This is a genomic window from Pseudomonas sp. FP2294, assembly GCF_030687625.1.
Classification (GTDB): Bacteria; Pseudomonadota; Gammaproteobacteria; order Pseudomonadales; family Pseudomonadaceae; genus Aquipseudomonas; species Aquipseudomonas shahriarae.
This window is the reverse complement of the sequence record NZ_CP117441.1, coordinates 5,164,755-5,176,728: the sequence shown is the minus strand read 5'-3', so window position 1 is coordinate 5,176,728 and position 11,974 is coordinate 5,164,755. Positions and strand designations below refer to the sequence as shown.

Genomic DNA, 11,974 nt, shown 5'->3' with positions numbered 1-11,974 from the left:
AGGGGCGCTTGAGCACACCAGGGTTTTTCAGTCATACAGCCAAGGCTTCAGCTCCTGCAGGTTCTTCACCACAATCTGCTGGGCCTCGGGTTTGGGGTCGAGGTTCTTCGGATCAATCTGGTAGCGCTGCAGGACGTACTTCACCAGGGCCTGGCGACTGGGGATCACCAACTGCCCATCGAGCATGCCGAAATCCGCCTCGATGATTGCCCGTTGCGCCGCCGCCAGGCGCTGGTCCGGGGTGATCACCAGGTTCACGGCGGTTTCCCAGACGTGGTCATCGCCGATCAGGTTTTCGGATTTGCCCAGCAACTCCGGTTCGCCGCGCAGGCGGCTGAGCACAAAGTCGCGGTATTTGCCGTTCTTCTCACAGTAGGCCCGCACGTGCCAGCGCATGCCGGTGTACACCAGGGTGTGCGGGGCAATCAGGCGCACCTCCGGCTCGGGGTTGGCCAGGGACACGTACTCGGTTTCCAGGCGCAAACCTTCGCGGCAAGCCTTGAGCAGTGGGCGCAGGATTTGTGGGCGGATGCTGCGGTCCGGCACCTCCAGCACCTTGGTATGGGCATAGGCCAGCGCCAGCCCTTCAATGTGTGGTGCGCGTTCGTTGTTCTGGTACAGCAGGTGTAAATAGGCGCTGGCGCTGTCGTCGATAAAGCGCGGCTTGAAGTGCTTGCTCGGGATGTAGCCCTTGAGCTGCTTGTCATATGTCAAGTTTCGGGGCGCATGTTCGGTGATGTAGGTGTTGATGTCTTTCGAGGCCTGCTGGCGGCTGATGCCAAAGCTCTGGATCAAGTGCCCCGTGGTCAGGCGGCCCTCCCACCAGGCGACGGTCTCGATCAAACGATAGCGAAGTGCCAGGTCCCAGCGTACCTGTTCGACGGATTGTTTGCGTTTCATGACCCCTCCCATATGTGCGATTACTTTACCTGTATCTGTCTACAGTATGGACCTGTAATAAAACACGACATATCGTGTAGCTGTCTTCGAGATCGCTCGAACTCACTAAAAGGAAGCAGGACATGGGGATGTCGGAGGTTATTTCGACAAGTGCGTTGGTACTCATTGGCGTGATTTTGCTGGTGCTGTTGATGCAGTACCTGCGCCTGCGGGAAATCTGGACGTTCGTTGCAGGGTGCCGTTCGGCGGCACGCTGGGCAAAGATCCGCGAGATGGAAAACCGTGAGCTCAAGCGCGCTTTGCGGGCAGAGCGGGCGCGGGTCCAGGAGCTGAAGGTAAGGCTGGAGCTGTCTTGAAGGGTGATCGGGATAGTGGCCTAGTGCTATTCTGTCGCGCAACCTCCGATGGCCAGGCGCAATGACGCTGAAATAAATCAGAAAGGGAGATAGGGATATGTCGTTGTTGGAGTTTTTGCAGGCCCAAAAATATTCAAGCTCGGGACGGGTTCATGTCGCACCCAACATCCCGAAAAAACTCTTGAGCAACGCCCTTTCTGCCTACGGCCTGACCGTGGACCCCAGCGAAGTGGTCGTGCTGATTGATGACACCATGTTCGCCAGCGGCAAGGACGGTTGCTTGATCGGCCAGCAATACCTGGCCATCCGCGAGAGCTTCAGCGACGCGGTGGCCTACGCCTATGACGAAGTGGACGCCCTGGAGCTCAAGGGCAGCAAACTCTTCCTCAACAAGCGTCAGGCGATTGCCTTCAACATGCCGGACAAAGACGATCTGCACGATTGCTTTTCCCTGTTGCAGGAATGGCTGCGGACCCGGGGCGGCGAGCAATCGGCCCCGGTGGCGAAGCCTGCGGCGGTAAAGGCCTCGGCCGGCAACCAGGAGCTGTCGGCGGCCCAGGTTGATTCAATTGTGCACATGACCCTCAGCCTGGCTGAGCGGCTGGGGCTGGAGCGCGTGTACGTGCGCCCGCACATCCCGCAGAAAAAGCTGCAGGCGGCGCTGGACTCCTACGGCGCCAACATGCGCGAAGACGAGGTGTTGGTGCTGATTGACGACACCCTGTTTGGCGGCGCCAAGGAAGGCGTGTTGATGGGCGAGAGCAAGCTGGCGGTGAAGATGGTCTTCGACACCCCGCGCCTGTTTTTCTGGCGCCACCTGGATTCGTTGGCAGTGGAAAAGCGCGACCTGTTCGTCAACTCGCGCAAGGTCGGAACCTTTACCCAGGTGGGTGAGAAAGAGCTGGGTGAGTTCTTCTCGGTGATCAACGAGGCACTGGGGGATGCCCGCCGTGGGCTGGTTGATCAGCCGGTGGTGGCGGTGGCGCAACCTGCCGTCGCAGTGGTCGTCGCCAAGCCCGAAGCCGAGCCTGTGCTTGTAGAGCCGGTTGCCGAAGAAATCCTCGCCTTGGCGGTCATCGAACAGACAACGCCTGACGATCCGCAGAAAAAAGTCAGCGGCAAGGACAAGCTGTTGGGCTACGTGGCCGTGGCCATCGAGCAGAACAAATCGAAGATCCTGCCGTTCATCAAGGACAAGACCGGCGAGGCATCCCTGGCGGCCCTGCGCGATGACGGCAATGTCGAGAAGCTCGGCGCATTTATCTACGCCTTTCTGCCCGGTGTCGTGCGCCTGGCCCTCAAGGAAGAAACCTTCGTGCGTTTCGTCCTCGACAACCGCAACAAGCTCCTCGATAAACTGTTGGCCGGCGAAGCCGAGCGGGTTGCGGCGCTGCAAGACATCACCCCGACGGCGCGTCTGGCCCCGACCTACCATGCCGAACTCGATGACTTGCTGATGGACGACGAGCCGGTGGTGCAACCGGGGCAGCGGGCCATTGAAAAGATGCAGGCGATCCTTGCCGACCTTAAGCAGGAACAGCGTGACGACCCGGATTCAGCGGTTATCTGGCAGTTGCCGATTAACTACCTGGGGGCGGTGATTCCCAAGGCGCAAAAACTGATCGGTTTTCCGGATGAGGAGATTGAAGAACAGATCTTCTACGTGCTGGCCTTTATGTACGGGTTTTCGTTTCACAAGATTCCCGAGTCGATCCGTCAGCAGGATGGCCTGCTCGAGGGCTTTCTGACCGGGTTCCTGATGATGTGCGAGAACTACCAGGAGCGCAGCCCCCACAGCAAGGTAAGGCCGGAGGACGACCAGATGCTGATGGCCATGGCCATGGCCAAAATGGCTACCAAGCAGCAACTCAATGAAATGGTCAGGAAGCTGCTGGATGAGCACAAGGGGGCCGCCAAGCCCGGCGACTTTGAAGTCGACGACATCATGCTGCTGCTGCGTGAAGCCAATGGGTTTGCCCAGCAATGGGTCGACCACCTGACGCGGGAGATCATCGCTGATGAACGCGCCCTGCAAAACAAATGGGGCGATCTGCTGAACTAGCTGTTGCGCGCAGTGCCGGTTTCCACCAGACGTGCAAACTGGCACTGACCCTGGGCCTGCTCCAGGCTGCCCTCAAACGCCACCAGCCCTGCATGCACCTGTTGCAGGGCTTGGATCTGCGTCATCAACTCGAGCTTCTTTTGCGCGATCGCCTGGTTGGCGCGCTGCCACGGCAGCTCATCGCCACGGTGCCCGTGGAGAATTCCCTGCAACTCCTTGAGCTTGAAGCCCAACTGCTGCGCGCACTTGATAAACGTCAGCAGCTCAACGCTCTGCGCCGAGTAAACCCGATACCGCCCCTCGCGTTGCGGCGGTGGCAGCAAGCCGATGTCCTCATAGTGACGAATCGCCTTGATTGTCGTGCCTGACAACTGCGCGGCTTTACCGATGTACATGCAGATCCATTCCTAAAAGAGTGTGCCAGCCTTTTTCAGCCACTTGTCGCGCTGCGCCGCAGTAGAGCCCAGCACAGGCCCGAACATGATTGTCTTGATCGGCTTGATACCACACAACTCAAGGGTGGTCTTGCGCATCTGGTGCAGGCCGGGCATGTGGTAGAACCAGCGGTAATACCACGGCGGCGTATCCAGGGCCACCAGCAGATGGGCGGTACGGCCCTTCAAGAGCTTGTCGGGGAATGCTTTGCCCTTGCGGTATTTGAAGGCGAAACCGGGCAGGAACACGCGGTCGATGAAGCCTTTCATCAATGCTGGAATTCCCCCCCACCAGATAGGGAAAATAAACGTCAGATGATCGGCCCAAAGGATGTCGGATTGCGCCATGAGCAAGTCCGGCTCCAAGGCTTGTACCTGAGCGTAGCCGTGGTGCAGGACAGGATCGAAGCTCAACTCGCCCAGATACAAGGTGCGCACTTCGTGGCCGGCGCGGCTGGCTGATTCGCGATAGGCAGAGGCTAAGGCGTAGCAGAAACTGGTGCTGGCGGGGTGGCCAAGAATGAGCAGGATGCGGCGGGCCATGGGTGGGGAGTCCTGAAGTCGGGCCCGCAGGATGGCGTGTGACCCTAGGGGGAGAGTCAAGTACCCAGGAATGGCCTGATCGGGCGCTATCGCAGGCAAGCCAGCTCCCATATTTGATCTTCGTTGTGTTGAATACCGGGTTCACTCTGTTTGGTCGGGACCTGAAATGCAGTCCCCCAAACCCTAACTGCCCCGATGGGTCTGCCGATACTCGCCCGGCGGCACACCGGTGCGGCTCTTGAAGGTGCGGTGGAACGAGCGGGGTTCGGTGAAGCCCAGGTATTGGGCGATGTCCTGGATCGGCAGGTCGCTGTGCAGCAGGTAGTGCTCGGCCAGTTCCTGGCGCAGGTCGTCGAGGATCTGCTGGTAGGACGTGCCGGCCTGCTGCAGTTGGCGTTGCAGGGTGCGCACCGACATGGCGAACTGTTCGGCCACCTGTTCTTTGCGCGGCAGGCCTTCCTTGAGCAACTGGCGCAGGGCGTTTTTCACCCGCAGCGCCAGGCTTGAATCGTCCAGCGAGGCCATCAGGGCCAGGGCATGTTCTTCCAGGGTGCGCAGCAACTGCGCATCGGCCTGGCGCAGGGATGTCTGCAGGTAACTCAAGGGCGCCACCAGGGCCGAGCAGGGTTGCTCGAACAGCACCGGGCAACCGAAGAAGTCCTCGTATTGGCTGAGCTGCGCGCCGTCCGGCAACGGGTGTTCGAGCAACACCTGGCTTGGCGACAGTTCGGTGTCGGCGATCCAGCGGGCATACACCAGCCAGGACGCCAGCACGTTCTCCACCATATGCCGGCGGATGCGCGGCTGCTGGTGGCGGCAGTTCCAGATCAGGCGTACTTGGTCATGGACCATTTCGGCGCGGCTGGTGCCCATGTCGCCCACCAGTTTTTCGAACGGCATGATGCGGTTCATTGCCTCGCCCAGGGTCGCGCAGTTCATGGTGATGTAGCCGAGCACGCTCCACGAGTTGGGCAACACGAAGCGCGCTGAATTGAGCCCGAACAGCAGGTCCCCGGAATGTTCGCAGAAATACTCCAGCAGGCGTTCGTGGGCTTCCACAGGCAGGCGCAGGCTGTTGTCGTCCAGTTGGCCGGCAGTGATCCCGGCCGCCTCCAGTGCGGGGGCGGTTGCCACGCCGAGCTGTTCGGCATGGCGCAGGTACTTCAGCAGAGGAGGGACGGAGGTAGAGCCGAGTGTCTGCATGATCGGGTTCCTGGCGGGGTGTTGCCGGCGGCAGTGCCTTGCGCGCGTCGATGGCACGCAAGGTAATTTGAAATCGTGACTAAAGTAAATGCTCCCGTGGATACATCCGGTAATACAGCGAGTGACCCAATTGGCTACTCCATCTGTCCCGATGCGACCGTGACAGCCCGCGCCGGCTGTTTAGTATGGGAGCACTGAAAATCACAAGATCTGCTGGGAGAAACAGGCATGCGACGCTGGAACGGCTGGGGCGAAGAAACCACGCAGATGGAGATGCCCGCCCATGGCGCAGCGTTCCTGCGCGAGCGATTGGGCGACGGGCACACCCTGCCGGACGCCAGCCTGGACAGTGCCCTGGCCGCAGTGCCCGCGTCGCGGCTGGCGCCCCACGCGCTTTACAGCATCGAGCCCCAGGACCGCCTGATGCATGCCCGCGGTCAGAGCCTGCCGGACTGGCTGGCCCTGCGTGAAGGTGCCCTGGGTCGGTACCCGGATGCTGTGGCCCTGCCGGAAACTGTCGAGCAGATCCGCCAGTTGCTGGCCCTGGCCGACAGTGCCGACCTGTGCCTGATTCCCTATGGCGGTGGCACGTCCGTGGCCGGACATATCAACCCGCCGGCGTCCACGCGCCCGGTGCTGACGGTGTCCCTGGCCCACATGAACCGCCTGCTCGACCTCGACGAACAAAGCCTGATCGCCACGTTCGGCCCCGGTGCCAGTGGCCCCCAGGTGGAGAGCCAGTTGCGTGCCAAAGGCTACACCCTGGGGCACTTCCCGCAGTCCTGGGAGTTGTCGACCCTGGGCGGCTGGGTGGCCAGCCGCTCGAGCGGCCAGCAATCGCTGCGCTATGGGCGGATCGAGCAACTGTTCGCCGGCGGCACCCTGGAAACGTTCGCCGGGCCCCTGGAAATCCCGAGTTTCCCGGCCTCGGCCGCCGGCCCTGACCTGCGGGAAATGGTGTTGGGCAGCGAAGGGCGCTTCGGCATCATTTCCACGGTCAAGGTCCGGGTCAGCGCGCTGCCCGAGGACGAGCGCTTCTATGGCGTGTTCCTGCCCGACTGGCCCCAGGCCCTGCAGGCGATCCGCCGGCTGGTGCAGGCACGGGTGCCGCTGTCGATGCTGCGTCTGTCGAATGCCATGGAAACCCAGACCCAACTGGCGCTGGCTGGCCATCCCCATCAAATCGCCTGGCTGGAGCGCTACCTGGCACTGCGCGGGGCTGGCGAGGGCAAATGCCTGCTGACTTTCGGCGTCACCGGCAATCGTCGGCAGAATGCCTTGTCGTTACGCCAGGCGCGCCAGCACCTCAAGGCTTTTGGCGGGGTGTTCACCGGCACCCTGCTGGGTAAGAAATGGCAACAGAACCGTTTTCGCTTCCCCTACCTGCGGGAGAATCTCTGGAATGCCGGCTACGTGGTCGACACCCTGGAGACTGCGACCGACTGGTGCCATGTCGACGCCTTACTGCACGCGATCGAGGCCAGCCTGCGTGACTGCCTGGCGGCCGAGGGCGAGCGGGTCCATGTGTTTACCCACCTGTCCCATGTCTATGGCGAAGGTTCGAGCATTTACACCAGCTACGTGTTCCGCCCGGCGACGGACTACCCGGCCACCCTGGAGCGCTGGAAGGCCCTGAAGCAGGCGGCCAGCCGCACCATCGTCGACAACCACGGCACCATCAGCCACCAGCATGGCGTGGGCAAGGACCACGCGCCCTACCTGCCGAGGGAGAAGGGCGAACTGGCGATGGCTGCGCTGCACAGCCTGAGCCGGCATTTCGATCCGGCCGGGCGTCTGAACCCCGGCACCCTGCTGGAAGACTAGGCCCATGAGCGATGACTGGAATGCCCAGTGGCGCGCGGCCGTGCTGCCGCAACTGGCGAATGAAACCTGGGACTTGATCGTGATTGGCGGTGGTATCAGCGGCGCCGGGATCCTGCGCGAGGCGGCCCGGCGCGGTTGGCGCTGCCTGCTGTTGGAGCAACGGGATTTTGCCTGGGGCACCTCCAGCCGCTCGTCGAAAATGGTCCATGGCGGCCTGCGCTACATCGCCAAGGGCCAGTGGCGCCTGGCCCGTGATTCGGTACGCGAGCGCCAGCGCCTGATGGGCGAAGCACCGGGGTTGGTGGAGCCCTTGAGTTTCCTGATGCCGCACTATCGCGGCGGGTTCCCCGGACCGCGGGTCTTCGGCGGCTTGCTGCGCCTGTATGACGCCCTGGCCGGTTGTCGCAGCCGCCAGTTTCATAAACCTGCACAACTGCGCTACCTGGCGCCGGGGTTGATGGAGCCGGGCCTGCTGGGGGCTTCGCAGTTTCGCGATGCGCTGACCGACGATGCGCGCCTGGTCATGCGTGTGTTGGCCGAGGCCCGCGCCGATGGCGCCTGGGCGCTGAACGGCCTGCGGGTGCGCCAGTTGCTGCGCGAGGGCGGGCGGGTGTGTGGGGTCGAGGTCGAGGACACGCAAGGCGCTGCCGTTATGCAAGTGCGTTGCGCGGTGCTGGCAGTGGCCACCGGCGCCTGGGCTGAACGCCTGCAACCGGGTGGTGGGCAGCGGCAGTTGCGGCCCTTGCGAGGCAGCCACTTGTTGTTGCCGGGCTGGCGCTTGCCGGTGGCCCACGCCTTCAGTTTCATGCATCGGCGCGACGGTCGCCCGGTATTCGTCTTTCCCTGGGAAGGGGCCACTGTGGTGGGCACCACCGACCTGGATCATCGCGAGGACCTGGACCTCGGGGCGAGCATTACCCGCGAAGAACTCGACTACCTGCTGGAGGCCTGCGCCCAGCCATTTCCCCAGGCCGAGGTAACGGCGGCGGACGTGCTGTGCACCTGGTCCGGGGTGCGCCCGGTGGTGGGCGCCGCAGACTCCCAGGCCAAGCCCTCCAATGAAACCCGCGAGCATGTGCTGTGGCAGGAGCCGGGCTGCGTGACGTTGGCGGGGGGCAAGCTGACCACCTTCAGGCCCCAGGCCATCGAGGTGTTGCGGGCCTGTGCCGGGATGCTCGGGAAGACCCTGGAGGATGACGGCGCGCCAGTGTTCCAGGCCGTGCCGCTGCAGGCGATTCCTGGGCTGAGCGCCGCCGGCCTGCGGCGTCTGGCCGGGCGCCATGGCCGTGACCTGCCACGTTTGGCCCGGCTGATACGCAGCCTGGGCAGCGAGTGTGTCGGCGCCAGCGATACCTTGTGGGCGGAGCTGGCGTTTGCCGCCGAGGCCGAGATGATCCTGCACCTGGACGACCTGTTGTTGCGGCGCACCCGTCTGGGGTTGCTACTGCCCGACGGCGCCGCTCACTACCTGCCAGACATCCGCCGGCTATGTCAGCCGCGCCTGGGCTGGGACGACACGCGCTGGGAACAGGAACAGCAGCGCTACCTGCAACTCTGGCAACGCCATCACAGCGTCCCGTCCGCCTCGATCTGAAGAGCGCGTCATGAATAAAGAGAGCTTCGTGGATAACAATTCCCCCGACAAACACTATGTGCTGGCGATCGACAACGGCACCCAGAGTGTCCGCGCGCTGTTGTTCGACTTGCAGGGCAATCTGCTGGGCAAAGGCAAGGTCGAGTTGCAGGCCTACTACTCCACGCAGCCCGGCTGGGCCGAGCAGGATCCGGATTACTACTGGCGCAAACTGGGCGAAGCCTGCCAGCAGTTGTGGGCGCAGACCGGCATCGACCGCAGCCTGATCCGTGGCGTGTCCCTGACCACCCAGCGCGGCACCTTGATCAATGTCGATGCCCAGGGCCAGGCCTTGCGCCCGGCGATCCTCTGGCTCGACCAGCGTCAGTGCGAGCCCGAGGGCGGGATCAAGGGCCCGTGGGGCTGGCTGTTCAAGTTGATCGGCGCCGAGGCCACGGTGGACTATTTTCGCGCCCAGGCCGAGGCCAACTGGATCGCCCAGCATCAGCCGGATATCTGGGCCGCCACCGACAAGTTCCTGCTGCTCTCGGGCTTTCTCAGCCATCGCCTGACCGGGCGTTTTGTCGACTCGGTGGGGTGCTGCGTGGGCTACTTGCCCTTCGACTTCAAGCACCTGCGCTGGGCCGCGCCCCGGGACTGGAAATGGCAGGCCCTGGCGGTGCGTGCGCAGCAGTTGCCGCGCCTGTATAAGCCAGGAGAAGAACTGGGCCGCATCACCGCCGAGGCCAGCCGCCACACCGGGATCCCCGAGGGCCTGCCACTGATTGCCGCCGGCTCCGACAAGGCCTGCGAGGTGCTCGGTTCCGGCGTGGTGGAGGCGACGACCGCGTGCCTGTCCTACGGCACCACGGCGACCATCACCACTACCCGCTCGCGCTACCTGGAGATAGTGCCGCTGATCCCGCCGTATCCGGCGGCGATCCCCGATCACTACAACTGCGAAGTGATGATCTATCGCGGCTACTGGATGGTCAGCTGGTTCAAGAACGAGTTCGGCCTGCGGGAAATGCAGCAGGCCCGGGAGCAGGGCCTGGAACCGGAGCAACTGTTCGATGCGCTGGTCAACGCGGTGCCGCCCGGCTCCATGGGCCTGACCCTGCAACCCTACTGGTCGCCGGGCATCCGCGAGCCGGGTGTAGAGGCCAAGGGCGCGATGATCGGCTTTGGCGACGTGCACACCCGTGCCCATATCTACCGGGCGATCCTCGAGGGGCTGGCCTATGCCTTGCGCCAGGGCAAGGAGCGTATCGAGCGCCGGTCGAAACTGTCGATCAAGCGCTTGCGCGTGGCCGGTGGCGGTTCCCAGAGCGACGCGGCGATGCAACTGACCGCCGATATCTTCGGCCTGCCCGCCGAGCGTCCGCATGTCTACGAGGCGTCCGGGCTGGGGGCGGCGATTGCCTGTGCGGTGGGGCTTGGGCTGTACCCGGACTTCGATACCGCCATCGCCGCCATGACCCGCACCGCCGAGGTGTTCATGCCCCAGCCCGAGGCGCAACAGATGTACGACCGCTTATACCGCGAGGTCTACCTGCACATGTATCGCCAGCTCAAGCCGCTGTACCAGAGCATCCGCGAGATTACCGGCTACCCGGCGTAGGCCCAGGCTGTATGGCGCTATTGGAGAGTCGTTTTGGCAAGATCGGACAGTGTCGGGGGATACCCGGATTGTTAGGCTGAACGCATCTACAAAAAGAGCGTAAAGCCATGAAGTTGCCGTCGTTGCTGCTGTGCCTGGGGCTGTGCAGTCTGTCGCCTGGGGCCGGTGCATGGTCCAATCACAGCGTGGGCAGCTACCTGGCCCTGCGGGATTTGCCCGCGTTGCGCGAGGCGCCCGAGGTGGCGGTCGAGTCCCTTGAGCAGTTTGTGTCCGAGCAGTACCCAGGGCTGGTGGCCTTGCTGGACGAGCAGGAAAACTTCGCCCGCAAGCACTTTCCCGACTACCCGCCGCGCCCCGACAACCTGCGTCTGGCGCCGCAGCCTGGGGCCGATCTGCGCCGGGACTTGCTCATGGCCCTGCGGGTCAACCCACAGATCCACCTGGCCCAGGTGATCCAGCCCATGCCCGGCGAGGACCTGGCTGGGCGCCCGCAGCTCAAGGCCACCGAAGTGATGGTCGAACAGACCCTCTCGCCGTGGAATCGCCAGCGCTTTATCCAACTGCAGCCGGGGCAGACGGTCGCGCCGCTGGCCGTGCTGGCAACCGCCGCGGACGAGCCGGACTACGGCCACGATATCAACCTGTTCAGCGATAACCCAGGGGCGGTCGGCGCACTCTATGGCTTCGGTGTGCAGTCGTTTGGCGACGCGCGCTTCCAGTACAGCTCCCAGGCGCCGTTTCATATGGGCTTCTTTCACGAGAGCGCGGTGGTCTATGTCGCCGCGCCTTTCCTGTTGCGTAACTGGCCGGACTGGCGGGCCTACCAGTACTTCGGTCTGGCGCGTTTTGCCTTCGCCAATGGCCATCCCTACTGGGGCTATCGCTTCCTCGGATGGGGCATGCACTACCTGCAGGACCTGACCCAGCCGTATCACGCCACCACTCTGCCGGGCGATGACTTGACCAGCATGCTGCTGATGGAAGGCAAGGCCCTGGCCGGCTACGACAGCGACAAGCGGGCGGCGATCGAACGTGTCGCCACGCGCCACAATGAGGTGGAGCGCTACCAGTTCGCCTGGCTGCGCCACCTGCTGCTGACGGGGGCGGATAACCCGATGCTGACGGCCTATGCCGACGCCACTCAGGACGCCGATTACCCGGCTTACTCGACGGACTACCTGCGCCAAGTGGTCAGTGCCCAGGCGGATGCCCAGGCCGTGGCGTTCGACGAGGCCATCGGCCAGTGGCTGACCACGCCCGGGGCGACCCAGAGCTTCAGTGCCGGCAACCAGTTGCCCGCCGAACGCTACGACCATACCCGGCTCAACGAACAGTTGGTGCAGTTGCTGCGCCACTTTGGCGCCCACAGTCGCAACTACGTCAGGGCTGGTCTCGACCGCCCGGCGCCGGCGCCGTAACAACAGACAACGCAGTGCAATAACAACAAAAAAGGTTGCA

Annotated in this window: 9 protein-coding genes and 1 pseudogene; 6 read left to right on the top strand and 4 right to left on the bottom strand. The window is 63.4% G+C overall.

The features are described 5' to 3' along the window. Nucleotides 1-27: 27 nt before the first annotated feature. Entirely contained in the window at nucleotides 28-900 is an 873-nt protein-coding gene (locus tag PSH73_RS23255; RefSeq protein WP_120734213.1) for a WYL domain-containing protein, read from the bottom strand. 122 nt (nucleotides 901-1,022) lie between these two features. Here PSH73_RS23255 and PSH73_RS23250 point away from each other — a divergent pair, with 122 nt between their 5' ends. Further along, nucleotides 1,023-1,256 carry a hypothetical protein gene (locus PSH73_RS23250; RefSeq protein WP_120734212.1) on the top strand — a complete coding sequence of 78 codons (234 nt, stop codon included), beginning with the start codon at nucleotides 1,023-1,025 and terminating at the stop codon, nucleotides 1,254-1,256. A 97-nt stretch (nucleotides 1,257-1,353) separates the two neighbouring features. Further along, the gene (locus PSH73_RS23245) at nucleotides 1,354-3,318 is read left to right on the top strand and encodes a hypothetical protein (RefSeq protein ID WP_305461451.1); all 1,965 of its coding nucleotides are present in this window, start codon (nucleotides 1,354-1,356) and stop codon (nucleotides 3,316-3,318) included. Here the strand turns inward: PSH73_RS23245 and PSH73_RS23240 are convergent. From PSH73_RS23240 to PSH73_RS23230, 3 genes and pseudogenes are all read right to left on the bottom strand, one after another. Next, nucleotides 3,315-3,713 (bottom strand): MerR family transcriptional regulator, encoded by a 399-nt coding sequence (locus PSH73_RS23240; RefSeq protein WP_186625007.1) that lies wholly within the window; start codon nucleotides 3,711-3,713, stop codon nucleotides 3,315-3,317. The two genes, PSH73_RS23245 and PSH73_RS23240, sit on opposite strands and share 4 nt — an antisense overlap. Then, nucleotides 3,700-4,295: pseudogene (locus PSH73_RS23235) on the bottom strand (NAD(P)H-dependent oxidoreductase). Before PSH73_RS23235 ends, PSH73_RS23240 begins: the two are co-directional and overlap by 14 nt. Nucleotides 4,296-4,478: 183 nt before the next feature. Continuing rightward, nucleotides 4,479-5,498, bottom strand: coding sequence for an AraC family transcriptional regulator (locus PSH73_RS23230; protein ID WP_305461449.1), 1,020 nt, complete (start codon nucleotides 5,496-5,498; stop codon nucleotides 4,479-4,481). Nucleotides 5,499-5,726: 228 nt separating this feature from the next. On the opposite strand from PSH73_RS23230, the gene PSH73_RS23225 reads away from it, so the two are divergent. From PSH73_RS23225 to PSH73_RS23210, 4 genes are all read left to right on the top strand, one after another. Continuing rightward, the gene (locus tag PSH73_RS23225) at nucleotides 5,727-7,322 is read left to right on the top strand and encodes an FAD-binding oxidoreductase (RefSeq protein WP_186625008.1); all 1,596 of its coding nucleotides are present in this window, start codon (nucleotides 5,727-5,729) and stop codon (nucleotides 7,320-7,322) included. 4 nt (nucleotides 7,323-7,326) lie between these two features. Continuing rightward, nucleotides 7,327-8,916, top strand: coding sequence for a glycerol-3-phosphate dehydrogenase/oxidase (locus PSH73_RS23220; protein WP_305461447.1), 1,590 nt, complete (start codon nucleotides 7,327-7,329; stop codon nucleotides 8,914-8,916). 10 nt (nucleotides 8,917-8,926) lie between these two features. Then, nucleotides 8,927-10,516 carry an FGGY-family carbohydrate kinase gene (locus tag PSH73_RS23215; protein WP_057438979.1) on the top strand — a complete coding sequence of 530 codons (1,590 nt, stop codon included), beginning with the start codon at nucleotides 8,927-8,929 and terminating at the stop codon, nucleotides 10,514-10,516. Between the two features lie 107 nt (nucleotides 10,517-10,623). After that, nucleotides 10,624-11,934 carry a phospholipase gene (locus PSH73_RS23210; protein WP_305461444.1) on the top strand — a complete coding sequence of 437 codons (1,311 nt, stop codon included), beginning with the start codon at nucleotides 10,624-10,626 and terminating at the stop codon, nucleotides 11,932-11,934. Nucleotides 11,935-11,974 lie beyond the last annotated feature (40 nt).